This is a genomic window from Enterovirga aerilata (assembly GCF_013044135.1).
Classification (GTDB): Bacteria; Pseudomonadota; Alphaproteobacteria; order Rhizobiales; family Beijerinckiaceae; genus Enterovirga; species Enterovirga aerilata.
In genome coordinates, this window is record NZ_JABEPP010000004.1 from 234,258 (window position 1) to 247,364 (window position 13,107).

A 13,107-nucleotide genomic window follows, 5' to 3' on the forward strand; every position below is an offset into this window, starting at 1 on the left:
TCTGTTAGATTAGCGGGCCAGGCTGGCACCGTCAATGTTGGGCGCTCTTGGCGGTATCTCATGGGTCGGGCAACCCGAAATACCTGTTGTCACGGCCGAGATCGGGCGCGGCCTCGTCGCGGGAGGGCGGCGCGCGAAAAGCCGGCGCGATCGGCAGCGGCAGGGCGGGCACGCGCCGTTCCCCGATTCGCACCTGCCGGCCGTATACGCCACGCTTGGCAAAATGGTCGTCGGATGCCGCCTCGGCCGGGGTCTTGACCACCGTGCAGCAGCAATCGGCCTCGGCCAGAAGCGGGGCCCAATGCGAAGCCGGATGCGCTGCCAGCAGGCGGGCAACTTCGGCAGTGCTTGCTTGCGGATCGGCGAGGTCGTCGCGCAGCTCCGCCCTGAGACCGATCACCCCGCAGAAGGCCAGCCAGAACTTCTCTTCCAGTGCCGCCACGGCGATCTGCCGCCCGTCGGCTGCGGAATAGAGCTGGTAACGCGCCAGTCCGCCCGTCAACCGGTCGGCGCCGTTGCCAATCGGCTCTCCGGCGACAACGCCCTTGGCATGAGCCCAATAGGCGAAAACGAAGGCACCTTCGGCCATGGCGATATCGAGATGGGTGCCCTGCCCCGTACGGTCACGTTCGCGCAGGGCGAGCAGGATATTGAGCACCGCCGGGTAGCTGCCGCCCCCAATGTCGGCCACCAGCGCGAACGGCATTGTCGGCTGCTCGTCCGGACCGCGACTGAGCGACAGGATTCCGGCGTCGCCGACATAGTTCAGGTCGTGGCCGGCAAAGTCCCGTTTCGGTCCGGTCTGTCCGTAGCCGGTGATCGAGCAGTAGACGACGCCCGGATTGATGGCACGCACCGCCTCATATCCCAAGCCCAGCCGATCCATCACACCGGGACGGAACTGCTCGACCAGGACATCGACCTTCTCGATCAGCGGACGGAGGCTCTCCACCGCACCTTCAGCCTTCAAATCCAGCGCGATCGATTTCTTGCCGCGATTCAGCATCGCGTAACCGATGCTGACGCCGTCGATTTTCGGCTCCGTATGGCGCGCGTCCTCGCCCATGCCGGGGCGCTCCAGCTTGACTACTTCCGCCCCGGCCTCGGCCAGCATCAGGGTCGCCAAGGGGCCAGGCAGAAGCGTGCTGAAATCCAGCACGAGAATATCGCTGAGCGGCTGAGCCATGGTCGCTGGTCTCAGGCGAAGCGGGCCGCGCCGTTGTTCAGCACGACGACCTGACGCTCGGGGATCGAGGCTTTGAACCGGGCTTCGTCGCCTTCCCGCCAGATATGAAACCGCACCGTCTCGCCCGGATAGACCGGGGCGGAAAAGCGCACGTCTAGTCCGGTCAGCCGGCTCGCGTCATAGTCGCAGAGCGTCTTGAGAATGGCGCGGGCCGCCAGCCCGTAGGTGGCCAGGCCATGCAGGATCGGGCGCTCGAACCCTGCCGCACGGGCGACCTTGGGATCAGCGTGCAGCGGGTTGTAATCGCCCGACAGGCGATAGATCAGCGCCTGGCGCGGCAGCGTCGCAAGATCGCAAACATGGTCGGGCTCGCGCTCGGGGATGGACGCAGGCGTCGGTCCCGGCTTGTTTTCGCCGCCAAACCCGCCGTCGCCGCGGCAGAAGGTCGACATCGAGACCTTGGCCAGCGTCTCGCCGCTGGCCGCATCGATGATGTCACGGCTCAGATAGATGACCGCGCCGCGCTTTTCGCCCTTGTCGGAAATTTGATCGATCCTGGTACGGCCGATCAGTTTACCTTTGACCGGCAATGGCTTGTAGACATCCAGCCACTGCTCGCCGTGCAAGACCTTCTTCCAATCGATCCCGGTGCGCGGATCGCGCAGCCAGAAACCGGGATAGCCAAGCGTCACCGCCATTGACGGCACGGCCATCAGCCCGTCTTCATAGACATAGGCTAGTTCTTTTTCGTCGGTCGGATTCTCGCCAAAGCCCAGACCGAGCGCATAGAGCATGGTGTCGCGCTCGGTGAGGGTCTGCGTTACGTCTTCAAACTCCCAGTTCGAGAGAGCCTCATAATTGAGCGGCATCGCCTCGCCTCCCCAGTCGTTTCACAACGTGTTCTCCGAGCCCAGAATCGCGGTGACCTGGCTCGACAGCGTGCCGCCGTTGCCGTGGGCAAGCGCCAGATCAACATTTGCGATCTGAAGTCCCGGCGCATCGCCCCGGATCTGGCGGGTCGCCTCGATCACCGTGAAGATGCCGTACATGCCCGGGTGGACGCAGGAGAGCCCGCCGCCGTTGGTGTTGACCGGCAGCCCACCCCCCGGAGCGATCCGCCCGCCCTCGACGAAGGCCCCGCCCTCGCCCTTCTCGCAAAAGCCCAAATCCTCCAGAAAGAGGACTGTGTTGATGGTGAAGGCGTCGTAAAGTTCGACCACGTCGATGTCGGACGGAGATACCCCTGCTGCGGCAAAGGCGCGCGCACCCGACTCCCTGGCCGCCGTGACGGTGAAATCCGGCATCTGGGAAATCTGTCGATGCGTGCTCTCGGCGGCGCAACCAAGGACGTAAACCGGCGGCTTGGGGAAATCCCTCGCCCGCTCCGACCGCACCATCACGATCGCCCCACCGCCATCGGTGACGAGGCAGCAGTCGCGCACCGTCAGCGGATCGCTCACCATGCGCGCGGCGAGCACGTCCTCGCGTGTCAGATCGCCGCGCTCGAAGGCCTCGGGATTGTGCTGCGCCCAGGCCCGCGCGGCAACCGCCACATCGGCCAGCTGTTCGCGCGTGGTGCCGAATTCGTGCATGTGCCGCGCCGCCGCAAGAGCATAGGCGGAGATCGGATAGCGCGGGCGATAGATCTGTTCGTAAGGCGGCGGCCGCGAGGCCGTAACGAGCTTGCCCGACCCACTGCGCTGGTTCGAGCCGTAGACGATCAGCACCACATCACACAACCCCGCCGCGAGCGCCATGGTGGCCGCGGTGATGTAGTTGACGAACGAAGAGCCGCCGGTCATCGTCCCCTCGACGAAACGCGGGCGGATGCCAAGATATTCCGCCGCCATCAGCGCCGGCATGCTGTCTTCCATCATCGTGCAAAAGAGTCCGTCCACATCGGACAGTTTCAGCTGCGCGTCCGCCAGTGCCGCCAGGCCTGCCTCTGCCATGATGTCGTAGGCCGTCAGTCCGGGCGCCTCGCCGAAGCCGGCGTGTCCGGTTCCCACGATCGCAGATTTGCCGCGCAGCTTGTTCTCCATCTCTTCAGCCCCCTTCCGGCCTGCACAGCACGGCGGGGGTGCCGTCGATCTCTCCCGCATAGGCGATCACCGCCATGCCGATCTCCACGTCAGGAGGCGCAACGCCCTCAATGCGGCTCATCATCCGAACCCGTTCCTCCAGTTCGACGATGCAGACGTTGTAATCGCCGCCCCGATCGGGCGGGCGCCGGACGACCGTTGTGGTATGGATCTCGCCCTTGCCCGAAACCTCGTGTGACGTGAACGAGGTTGCGTAACAATGCGGACAGACCACGCGCGGGAAAAAGTGGAAACGCCCGCACGCGTTGCATTTGGGAAGAACCACCTTGCCTTCTGCCAGCCCCCTTCGAAAGGCTACATCCGGGCCTTCGTGCATTCTCAACTACCCTTCCCTAACTGCGCTTCCAGGCCATCTGAGTTGACGATATTTCTAACAGATGTTAGATTTCTGGCAAGCTCAAAATTCACGCGTTCGAGAAGAATATGAACATCGACGAAAAGGGCCCGCTGCATGGGCTGCTTGTGGTCGCGCTGGAACAGGCGGTTGCCGCGCCGTTCTGCTCGTCGCGCCTTGCAGATGCAGGTGCCCGGGTCATCAAGGTGGAGCGCAAGGGATCGGGCGATTTTGCTCGCGGATACGATAGAGCGGCGAACGGGGAAAGTGCCTATTTCGTCTGGCTTAACCGGGGCAAGGAATCGCTGGAGCTTGATATCAAGGACCGAGACGATCGTGCGCTGCTGGAACGGATTCTCGCCCGCGCCGATGTGTTTCTACAGAACCTCGCCCCCGGCTCGCTCGAAAAGCTGGAACTGGATTCGGCATCGCTGCGCGCGCGTTTCCCGCATCTCGTCACCTGCGATATCACGGGCTACGGCGACGATGGGCCGATGCGTAATGCCAAGGCCTATGACCTGCTTGTGCAATGCGAGAGCGGACTGGCATCGATCACCGGCACGCCGGACGGACCGGGACGGGTCGGCATTTCGGTCTGCGACATCGCGACGGGCATGACCGCCCATGCGGGGATTTGCGAAGCGCTGATCGAACGCCAGCGCACCGGGCGCGCCCGCGGCGTCAGCGTGGCGATGTTCGACACCATGGCCGATTGGATGGCGGTGCCGCTTATCTTTCACGATTGTGCCGGACGTCCAACGCCTCGGGTGGGCCTCAGTCATCCGGTGATCTGCCCCTATGGCGCCTATACCTGCCGCGATGGCGGCCAGATCGTACTGTCGGTGCAGAACGAGCGCGAATGGGGGCGCTTCTGCAACATGGTTCTGAAACGGCCCGAACTCGTTGAGGATCCGCGTTTCGACGGCAACGACAACCGCAATCGCAACCGGGATGTGCTGCAGCCGATGATCGAATCCGCTTTCGCCACCATGGACAGGCCGCAGATGCTAGCGCTCCTGAGTGAAGCCGACATCGCCTCAGGCGCGGTCAACGACGTTGCGACGCTTTCCGGCCACCCGCAGCTCGACCGGACGCTCATTCAGTGCCCTTCGGGCGAAATTGGTCTCCCGGCACCACCGATTCGCAGGTCGGGCGAAAATATGCCGCTGGGTGCCTCGCCTGCGCTGGGGGCGTATAATGCGGCGATCCGACGGGAGTTCGCCGCGCCCGTGGCGGTTGAGGACCAGACATGAGCGAAGCAAGACCCGCACTTCTGTCGGGGGTCCGGATCATTGACATGACCTCGGTCGTGTTCGGTCCCCTGGCCACGCAGATGCTGGGTGATCTGGGGGCCGACGTCATCAAGGTAGAAAGCCCCGAGGGCGATATGCTGCGCCAGGTACAACCCGCTCAAAGCCCCGGTATGGGGGCAGCCTTTCTGGGCGTGAATCGCAACAAGCGCAGCGTCGTGCTGGATCTCAAGACCGATGACGGCCGGCGGTCTTTGCGCCGGCTTTTACGCGACGCCGATGTCTTCATATCCAGCATTCGCCCTGCCGCACTGGCCCGCTTGTCCCTGGCACCGGACGCTCTGCGCCGCGAAAATCCCCGCCTCATTACCGTGGCTGCGGTGGGTTTCGGCTCGGATGGGCCGTACCGCGACAAGCCCGCCTATGATGACAGCGTTCAGGCGGTCTCGGGCATGGCAGGGCTGGCCACGATGCGCGACCCCGGCGCGCCGCCCTCCTATGCGCCAACCATTCTGGCCGACAAGCTGGGCGGAGTCACGGCGGCCTGGGCGGTCATGGCCGCGCTCTACCACCGGGAACGAACCGGCGAGGGGCAGCATGTCGAGGTACCGATGTTCGAAACGCTGGCGTCGTTTCTGCTGGTGGAGCACATGGCCGCCGCCACATTCGAAGACCTCCCCCAAAGCTTCGGCTACAGCCGTATGCTGGTGCCGCATCGCCGTCCGGTCCAGACGAAGGACGGGTATATCACCATCCTTCCCTATTCCAACGCGCAATGGGCTCGCTTTTTTCGCGCCATCGGGCGTGAAGACATGCTCTGTCATCCGTGGGTGACGAACATGGACGAACGTAGCCGCAATATCGGCGCGGTCTACGACATGGTCGGGCAGTTTGCGCCGTCGCGGACGACACAGGAATGGATCGACCTGATGGAGGGAGCCGACATCCCGGTCATGCCGGTGCGGATGCTGCCCGACCTGCCGCAGGATCCGCACATCGAGGCAATCGGATTCTTCCAGCGCGTGGCGCATCCGACCGAAGGCGCCATCTGGACAACCAAACCTCCGGTGAAGTTTTCGGTCACGCCGGCGCGGCACGATCTGCGCCCCGCGCCGCGCCTTGGTGAACATACCGAAGAGATCCTGAGCGGAGTGGTGGAGGACTGAACGGCTTTCCAGCTCCGGGAACGATCACGCGCGCATGAGCTGCTGGCGGCGGTTCTTCGCAAGTGTTTAGGAATGCCATCGCGTCAGATCGGTAGCAATTCTGCGTCGAACAGTTTTTCCCGCTTTCTCGCGGTGTCGGCAAACATCCTGTGTCCCTCGGCGATCCGGCTTGCAAAAAGGGCGGCTACCTAACTCAGGCGAGCTCCTCGAATAAGACCGAAGGCACTCCGCGCCTCAGAGCTTTTCGATCAGCTCGGGTACGGCTTGGAAGAGGTCGGCGACGAGGCCATAATCGGCGATCTGGAAGATCGGGGCGTCCGGATCCTTGTTGATTGCGACGATGATCTTGGAATCCTTCATCCCTGCAAGGTGCTGGATCGCCCCGGAAATGCCCACTGCAACATAGAGCTCGGGCGCCACGACTTTGCCGGTCTGGCCGACTTGCCAGTCGTTCGGCGCAAAGCCAGCGTCGACTGCGGCCCGCGAGGCGCCCACTGCTGCGCCGAGCTTGTCGGCCAGCTTCTCAATCAGCGCGAAATCTCCTTGCGAGCCGACGCCGCGGCCGCCAGAGACTACGACCCCGGCAGAGGTCAGTTCGGGGCGGTCGCTTTCGGCCACCTTGTCCTCGACCCATTCCGACAGGCCCGGATCACCGGGCACATCTACGGTCTCTACCTTGGCCGGACCGCCCTTGCCGGCGGCTTTGAACGCCGAGGTTCGGAGGGTCACGACCTTCTTGGCGTCCTTCGATCTCACCGTCTGGATTGCGTTGCCGGCATAGATCGGGCGCTCGAACGTATCCGCATCGACAACGCCCGAGACATCGGAGATTACCATCACGTCCAGTAGCGCGGCCACCCGCGGCATCACGTTCTTGGCGTCGCTGGTGGCCGGGGCCATTATATGCGAATAGTCGCCCGCGAGACTCACAATCATTGCCGCAGTCGGCTCGGCTAGGCGGTGGCTCAGCGCCGGATGCTCGGCCACCAGAACCTTCGCCACGCCCTCGATCTTCGCGGCTGCCGCGCCGGCAGCGGCTGCCGAAGCCCCGGCGCAGAGCACGGTGACCTCGCCCAGCGCCTTGGCGGCGTTCACCGCCTTGGCGGTGGGGTCCAGCGCCAGTTCGCCGTCATTCACTTCGCCCAGCAGAAGAACAGCCATCACACCACCCCCCTCTCTTTGAGTTTCGCCACCAGCGTATCGACATCCGGCACGATCTCGCCAGCCTGGCGCGCTTCCGGCTCGGCGGTCTTCACCACTTCGAGCCGAGGGCTCACGTCGACGCCGTAATCCGCCGCCGTCTTCTCGCCGAGCGGCTTCTTCTTGGCCTTCATGATGTTCGGCAGCGAAGCATAGCGGGGTTGGTTGAGGCGCAGATCCACCGTCACGATCGCCGGCAGCTTGACCTTGATCGTCTGCAGCCCGCCGTCGACCTCGCGGGTCACGACGGCATTGTCGCCGTTTACCTCCAGCTTCGAGGCGAAGGTCGCCTGGCTCCAGCCCAGCAGCGCCGAGAGCATCTGCCCGGTGGCATTCATATCGTTGTCGATCGCCTGCTTGCCGGCGAGCACCAGGTTCGGCTGCTCCTCGTCGATCACCGCCTTCAGGATCTTCGCCACCGCCAGGGGCTCGATGTCCTGATGCGCATCTGCGGCCGCCACAATCAGGATCGCGCGGTCCGCCCCCATCGCGAGCGCCGTCCGCAGCGTCTCCTGCGCCTGCTTCACCCCGATCGAAACTGCTACGACCTCGTCCGCCGTACCCGCTTCCTTCAGACGGATCGCCTCCTCAACCGCAATCTCGTCGAAAGGGTTCATCGACATCTTAACATTCGCGAGATCGACACCGCTGCCGTCCGCCTTCACGCGAACCTTCACGTTGTAGTCGATCACGCGTTTGACGGGCACGAGCACCTTCACCGGCGTTTCTCCTATGACTGTTTGGAGCGCTTTGCCGCAGTCAGCAGTCCTTGAACCGTGGCGGCCGCTTTTCTTGAAAAGCCTTCATGGCCTCGGGAAAATCATGGGCGCAAAGGAGCACACTTTGCGCATCGCGCTCGATCTCCAGAGCCTCGAGATAAGAGCATTCGGCAGCGGCCCGCATGACACGCTTGGCGGTCTGCATGCCGAAGGCGGGGTGGGCGGCGATCTCTCGCGCGATCTCGATGGCCCGGGTCTCGACCTCGCCGGCCGGCACGCATTCCTCCACAACACGCAGCTCGCGGGCCATGCGTCCATCGATCTCGCGGCCGGTGAACACCAGCATCCGGGCCACCCCGGCGCCGGCGCGCTGCTGAAGGAGCCAGCTCGACCCGGTGTCGGGGCAGCCGCCGACCTTGGCAAAGACCTCGCAGAGGCGCGCATCTTCGGCAGCCACGACAATATCGGCCGACAGCGCCAGGCTCAGCCCCGCGCCATAGGCAATTCCATTCACCGCGGCGATCAGTGGCTTTTTGAACTGATAGGCGGCACGACCGCCGGCGTGGACCATGTCGACCATCTCCGAGGTCGCGCGGGCGCCCTTGGCGATCTCGGCGCGGAAGCCGACAAGATCGCCGCCGCTTGAGAAATGCTCGCCGCCGGTCATCACCACGGCGCGAATCGCGTCGTCCTTCTCGGCCTGCCGCAGATTGGCGATGAGCGCCTCGACGAACGCAATGCTGTACGGGTTGCGCCGTTCGGGACGGAGAAAGCGCAGAACGCCCACAGGCCCATCCCGATCAAGCCGCATCAGGTCGCCCATGCCTCTCGTCTCCCTTACCGGCCTTGCCAGACGGGCGCACGTTTTTCGGCAAAGGCCCGCGGGCCCTCGATGGCATCCTGGCTGGCATAGACCACCTCGTGCAGGCGCTTGCCCTCCTCCAGCCCGCCGGCGCAGCCCAGATTCATGGTCGCGCGCACGCTGGCCTTCGCCGCGACTACCGAAAGCGGTGCGGCACTGGCGATCCGACGTGCGAGGTCGCGGGCCCGTTCGCGAACTAGATTAGGCGTGTCTTCGAGGTAATTGGTGAAACCGTAGTCGTGCAGCCGCTCGATCGGCATGAGATCGCCGGTCAGCACGATCTCCATCAGGATCGGCTGCGGCAGCATCCACAGCGCCGGCGCGGCCCAGGGCGAGCCGCGTCCGATCTTGACTTCGGTGATCCCGATCTTGGTTCCTTTGAGACCGACCCGCAAATCGCAGTTCAGCGCCAGCATCATGCCGCCAGCCATCAGAGAGCCGGTCATCGCGGCAATGATCGGTTTGCGACAGGCGCGCATCGTGTCGTGAAAGGGGTCGCGCATCTTGCTAAGGATGTCGACGCCCTCGTTTCGCGCGATCTCTGCCGCCTCCTTGAGGTCTAGCCCGGCGCTAAAGACACCGCAATCGGCCGAGGTCAGGATCGCAACGCTAACCGTGGCTTCGGCCTCGATCCGCTCCCATGCATCGGCCAATCCGTTCGCGGCGGCGACCGAGAGCGCGTTCTTGCGCTCAGGCCGGTTGATAAGGACAGTGGCCACGCCACCTTCGACGGACACCTCGATCGGGCTGTTTTCCATCGCTCGATCCCTCGCAGATTGACCTTGCATGACTGGTGAACCGGCTTGTGCCTGCGGGTCAGCGTGACCCGCAGGCGCGCCGTCAAGTCACTTGACAGTGAATTTGGACGAGCTTTCCTTGATCACTTTCCACACCACGTCGGTATAGTCCGCGCTCCAATCCGTGAGCGGCACCCAAGTCGAGCCGTCCCACCGCTCGACACGGGTCTTGCCGCCTCCGCCATGGTCCTCAAGTGTCACGGTCACCGGAGCCATGAGCCCGTTGGCGTCGAAATCCTTAATCGATTCAAAGCCAACCTTCATGCTTTCGGGGGTCAGCGGCGAGCCGTTCTTCTCGATAGCCAGCCGGGCGGCCTCGAAACCCACCGAAAAGACCGCCAACCCCAAATTGTAATAGACGTCGCGGACAAGCGATTCCGGGCCGCTGCCTTTGCCCTTCGCGTAGAAGGTTTCAAGCATGGTCTTGACGAGGGGCACCTCTTGGCCGCCGGCCACGTTGGTGCCACGCAGGATTCCCTTGGCCGCTTCGGCCCCGATATTCTTGATATCAACCTCGTTCAGCCAGTTGACCGACAGGTAGCGATCGATCGGAAAGCCATTGCGCTTCATCTCCTTCGAGGCCACGACGTGACCGCCGGCCAGAATCCAGCTGATCATGTAATCGGGCTTGTCGCGACGAACTTGTGTCCAAACGCTCGCCTGGTCGCTCCCGGGCAGCGGCACTGGATAGAGCTTGAGCTCAAAGCCTTCCTTCTCAGAGAGTGTCTTGAGGATCTCGATCGGCTCCTGACCGAAAGGGTAATCAAGATAGATGAAGCCAATTTTGGCTTTCCTCAGATCGCCGCCCATCTGCTTCTTGATGAAGGCGACGTCGTTGGCTGCCTGCTGCCAGTAGGTTGGACCGACCGGGAAGATCCAATCGAATACCTTCCCATCGACTGCGTCGCCTCTTCCGACGAAGGACTGCAGCACGATGTTGCCATCTTTCATGGCGCGTGGAAGAAGGGCATTCGTCACCGGCGTCGAAAGGAAGTAGAACAGAAACACGCCCTCGCGCCTTAGCTGTTCATAGCATTCAACACCGCGCTGGGGCTCGTTGCCGTGGTCGCGCACGATCATTTCGACTGGATAGCCTGCTATCCCGCCGTTGTCGTTTGTGTATTTGGCAAGATCCTGCGCTGCTTGCGCGACCTGCGGCGAGACGAAGGTGTAAGATTTGCTCAGATCGAAGCAAAGGCCGAAGCGGATCGGCTTCTTGTCTTGTGCCGCGGCTGCCTGGATTGCCAGTCCCAGCGCCGCTGCCAGTACAGCGGCAGTCACTCTGTTGAAGATGGTCATCTCGAACCTCCTGTTGGATATCGCTTCCTCATTGTCGGCCCGCCGGGCCGGTCTTTACAGGCCGCACGGTGCGGCCTCCACCTCCTTCACATCACTTGCCGTCGAACTTCGACGAACTCTCCTTCACAACCTCCCAGACGACATCCTGATAGGCCGCGATCCAGTCGGTCTGCGGCACCCATGTGGCCCCGTCCCACATTTCGATGCGCGTGCGGCCGCCGCCGCCATGGTCACTCGCCGTCACGGTGATCGGCGCCATCAGACCGTTTGCGTCGAAATTCTTGATCGCTTCCAGCCCGGCTTTGTACGTCTCGGCAGTGATCGGATGGCCGTGCAGCGAAACGGCCTGACGGGCCGCTTCAAACATGATCGAATACATCGCAAGGCCGGTATTGTAGAAAACGTCCCGGGTCTTTTCGACTGGGCCATTACCTTTGCCCTTGTCGTAGAGCTCGGTCATGATTTCCTTGTAGAGTGGGATGTCCTGACCGCCCACGACATTCGTGCCGCGCTTGAGCCCCTTCGCCGCCTCCGCGCCGATATTGGAGATGTCCACCTCGTTGAGCCAGTTGACCGAGATGTATTTCTCCATTGGAATGCCGTTACGTTTCATTTCCTTTGACGCAACCACGTGCGCACCGCCAAGCATCCAGCTGATGATGTGGTCAGGCTTGTCTCGGCGCACTTTGGACCAGACGCTCGCCTGGTCGCTGCCAGGCAATGGAACCGGATAGAGGATCAGCTCGAATCCTTCCTTACCCGACAGTGTTTTAAGGATCTCGATCGGCTCCTGGCCGAAGGGATAATCGAAGTAGACGAAGCCCACCTTTACATCCGAAAGATCTCCGTCGTGCAGCTGCTTGATATAGGCGATGTCGTTGGCCGCCTGGCCCCAGTAGGTCGGTCCGACCGGGTAGACCCAGTTGAACACCGTACCGTCGACGGCGTCGCCTCGCCCGACAAGCGATTGCATCAGGATGCGCTGGTCCTTCATTGCACGGGGCAGGATCGCCAGCGACACCGGAGTGGACAGCGTGTCGAAAACGAACACGCCCTCGCGGCTGAGCTTGCTGTAGCATTCGATGCCGCGCTGCGGCTCATTGCCGTGGTCGCGCACGATCACCTCGACCTGCGCCCCATTGATTCCGCCTTTCATGTTGACGAGATCGGCAAGATCGAGCGCCGCCTGCGAGACCTGTGGCGTAGCGAAGGTGTAGGCCTTGCTCAGATCGTAGCAAACCCCTATCCTGAATGGCTCGGGATCCGCCGCCTTGGCGGATGCCGAAAGGAGGCCTGTGGCTAGCAAGGCCAAAGCCAGTGTTCTTCCAATCGACGGCATTTTCTCCTCCCGGTCTCGTTTGGAACATTTCGAGTCAGCTCAGCCAGCGTTTGCGCCGACTGTAATGTTTGATGTCGTGGAAATTCGTTCCGGAACCTCCCCCAAGATAGAATTCCTGAATGTCTGAATTCGCTTTCAATGCCTGGGCCGTATCATGCATGACAACGCGGCCATTCTCGATCAGATACCCGTCCGAGACGATCTCCAGCGCCGCGAGTGCATTCTGCTCGACCAGCAAAACAGACAACTTCTCTTCTTTGTTGATCTTCTTGATGATGCTGAAGATCTCGGCCACCAGGAAAGGGGCCAATCCTAGACTCGGTTCATCGAGCATCAGAAGACGGGGCTGGGTCATCAACGCGCGGCCGATCGCCAGCATTTGCTGCTCCCCGCCCGAGAGATATCCCGCCTGAGAATTCTTTCGTTCCGCGAGACGCGGGAAATACTCATAGATCCTCTGCTTTTCCGTTTTGAGCGTGGCCCGGTTCATCGACAACGGCGCAGCCGCTTCGAGGTTTTCGTCGGGCGTCAGGTGTTCGAAAACACGACGGCCTTCGATCACATGGCAAATCCCCATCTCCACACGCCGCTGCGCTGGAAGACCGGTGATGACCGTGCCGTCGAAGCTGATCTCGCCCCGACTGACGCGGCCGCGCTCGGCCTTGAGAAGGCCGCTGATCGCCTTCAACGTCGTGCTCTTTCCGGCCCCGTTGGACCCGAGCAGCGCTACCATTCCTCCTTTTGGTACCTGGATGGAAACCCCCTTGATCGCCAACATGACGTTGTCATACAGGACCTCTACACTGTTCATCGACAGGATGTTGGTTGCTTCTTTGTCGGGAGCTTGGGTCAT

General features: G+C 62.6%; 13 protein-coding genes. 2 read left to right on the forward strand and 11 right to left on the reverse strand.

The annotated features are described in order from the left end of the window. Positions 1–58 precede the first annotated feature (58 nt). Genes HJG44_RS15090 through HJG44_RS15105 form a run of 4 tightly spaced genes read right to left on the reverse strand, consistent with a single transcriptional unit; the run spans position 59 to position 3,604 of the window. Positions 59–1,186 (reverse strand): CaiB/BaiF CoA transferase family protein, encoded by a 1,128-nt coding sequence (locus tag HJG44_RS15090; RefSeq protein WP_171219211.1) that lies wholly within the window; start codon positions 1,184–1,186, stop codon positions 59–61. 11 nt (positions 1,187–1,197) lie between these two features. Further along, complete coding sequence (locus HJG44_RS15095; RefSeq protein ID WP_171219212.1) at positions 1,198–2,055, reverse strand: MaoC/PaaZ C-terminal domain-containing protein; 858 nt, start codon at positions 2,053–2,055, stop codon at positions 1,198–1,200. A gap of 21 nt (positions 2,056–2,076) precedes the next feature. Next, positions 2,077–3,228: a thiolase gene (locus HJG44_RS15100; protein ID WP_171219213.1), complete on the reverse strand. Its 1,152-nt coding sequence runs from the start codon at positions 3,226–3,228 to the stop codon at positions 2,077–2,079. Positions 3,229–3,232: 4 nt separating this feature from the next. Then, positions 3,233–3,604 carry a Zn-ribbon domain-containing OB-fold protein gene (locus tag HJG44_RS15105; RefSeq protein ID WP_171219214.1) on the reverse strand — a complete coding sequence of 124 codons (372 nt, stop codon included), beginning with the start codon at positions 3,602–3,604 and terminating at the stop codon, positions 3,233–3,235. A gap of 107 nt (positions 3,605–3,711) precedes the next feature. On the opposite strand from HJG44_RS15105, the gene HJG44_RS15110 reads away from it, so the two are divergent. Both HJG44_RS15110 and HJG44_RS15115 read left to right on the forward strand, forming a co-directional pair. Further along, positions 3,712–4,875: a CaiB/BaiF CoA transferase family protein gene (locus HJG44_RS15110; RefSeq protein WP_171219215.1), complete on the forward strand. Its 1,164-nt coding sequence runs from the start codon at positions 3,712–3,714 to the stop codon at positions 4,873–4,875. Continuing rightward, positions 4,872–6,038, forward strand: a complete 1,167-nt coding sequence (locus HJG44_RS15115) for a CoA transferase (protein WP_171219216.1) — start codon at positions 4,872–4,874, stop codon at positions 6,036–6,038. The genes HJG44_RS15110 and HJG44_RS15115 overlap by 4 nt, the downstream gene beginning before the upstream one ends. Positions 6,039–6,272: 234 nt before the next feature. Here HJG44_RS15115 and HJG44_RS15120 read toward each other — a convergent pair whose 3' ends face one another. The 7 genes from HJG44_RS15120 to HJG44_RS15150 all read right to left on the reverse strand — a co-directional run bounded on the left by HJG44_RS15120 (position 6,273) and on the right by HJG44_RS15150 (position 13,107). Next, a complete protein-coding gene (locus HJG44_RS15120) occupies positions 6,273–7,199 on the reverse strand; it encodes an electron transfer flavoprotein subunit alpha/FixB family protein (protein ID WP_171219217.1) in 927 nt (308 codons plus the stop codon). Beyond that, positions 7,199–7,957 (reverse strand): electron transfer flavoprotein subunit beta/FixA family protein, encoded by a 759-nt coding sequence (locus HJG44_RS15125; RefSeq protein ID WP_171219218.1) that lies wholly within the window; start codon positions 7,955–7,957, stop codon positions 7,199–7,201. The genes HJG44_RS15120 and HJG44_RS15125 overlap by 1 nt, the downstream gene beginning before the upstream one ends. 40 nt (positions 7,958–7,997) lie before the next feature. Continuing rightward, complete coding sequence (locus tag HJG44_RS15130) at positions 7,998–8,780, reverse strand: enoyl-CoA hydratase/isomerase family protein (protein WP_171219219.1); 783 nt, start codon at positions 8,778–8,780, stop codon at positions 7,998–8,000. Between the two features lie 14 nt (positions 8,781–8,794). Then, entirely contained in the window at positions 8,795–9,577 is a 783-nt protein-coding gene (locus HJG44_RS15135) for an enoyl-CoA hydratase-related protein (protein WP_171219220.1), read from the reverse strand. A gap of 87 nt (positions 9,578–9,664) precedes the next feature. Continuing rightward, positions 9,665–10,915, reverse strand: a complete 1,251-nt coding sequence (locus tag HJG44_RS15140) for an ABC transporter substrate-binding protein (RefSeq protein ID WP_171219221.1) — start codon at positions 10,913–10,915, stop codon at positions 9,665–9,667. A 91-nt stretch (positions 10,916–11,006) separates the two neighbouring features. Next, positions 11,007–12,254 (reverse strand): ABC transporter substrate-binding protein, encoded by a 1,248-nt coding sequence (locus HJG44_RS15145; RefSeq protein WP_171219222.1) that lies wholly within the window; start codon positions 12,252–12,254, stop codon positions 11,007–11,009. 34 nt (positions 12,255–12,288) lie between these two features. Further along, entirely contained in the window at positions 12,289–13,107 is an 819-nt protein-coding gene (locus tag HJG44_RS15150; RefSeq protein ID WP_171219223.1) for an ABC transporter ATP-binding protein, read from the reverse strand.

Bases quoted from the DNA above. Each gene is read 5' to 3' on its own strand.
- HJG44_RS15105 (WP_171219214.1), bottom strand. From the start codon at position 3,604: ATGCACGAAGGCCCGGATGTAGCCTTTCGAAGGGGGCTGGCAGAAGGC.
- HJG44_RS15140 (WP_171219221.1), bottom strand. From the start codon at position 10,915: ATGACCATCTTCAACAGAGTGACTGCCGCTGTACTGGCAGCGGCGCTG.
- HJG44_RS15120 (WP_171219217.1), bottom strand. From the start codon at position 7,199: ATGGCTGTTCTTCTGCTGGGCGAAGTGAATGACGGCGAACTGGCGCTG.
- HJG44_RS15115 (WP_171219216.1), top strand. From the start codon at position 4,872: ATGAGCGAAGCAAGACCCGCACTTCTGTCGGGGGTCCGGATCATTGAC.
- HJG44_RS15095 (WP_171219212.1), bottom strand. From the start codon at position 2,055: ATGCCGCTCAATTATGAGGCTCTCTCGAACTGGGAGTTTGAAGACGTA.
- HJG44_RS15110 (WP_171219215.1), top strand. From the start codon at position 3,712: ATGAACATCGACGAAAAGGGCCCGCTGCATGGGCTGCTTGTGGTCGCG.
- HJG44_RS15090 (WP_171219211.1), bottom strand. From the start codon at position 1,186: ATGGCTCAGCCGCTCAGCGATATTCTCGTGCTGGATTTCAGCACGCTT.
- HJG44_RS15150 (WP_171219223.1), bottom strand. From the start codon at position 13,107: ATGACCCAAGCTCCCGACAAAGAAGCAACCAACATCCTGTCGATGAAC.
- HJG44_RS15135 (WP_171219220.1), bottom strand. From the start codon at position 9,577: ATGGAAAACAGCCCGATCGAGGTGTCCGTCGAAGGTGGCGTGGCCACT.
- HJG44_RS15145 (WP_171219222.1), bottom strand. From the start codon at position 12,254: ATGCCGTCGATTGGAAGAACACTGGCTTTGGCCTTGCTAGCCACAGGC.
- HJG44_RS15130 (WP_171219219.1), bottom strand. From the start codon at position 8,780: ATGGGCGACCTGATGCGGCTTGATCGGGATGGGCCTGTGGGCGTTCTG.
- HJG44_RS15100 (WP_171219213.1), bottom strand. From the start codon at position 3,228: ATGGAGAACAAGCTGCGCGGCAAATCTGCGATCGTGGGAACCGGACAC.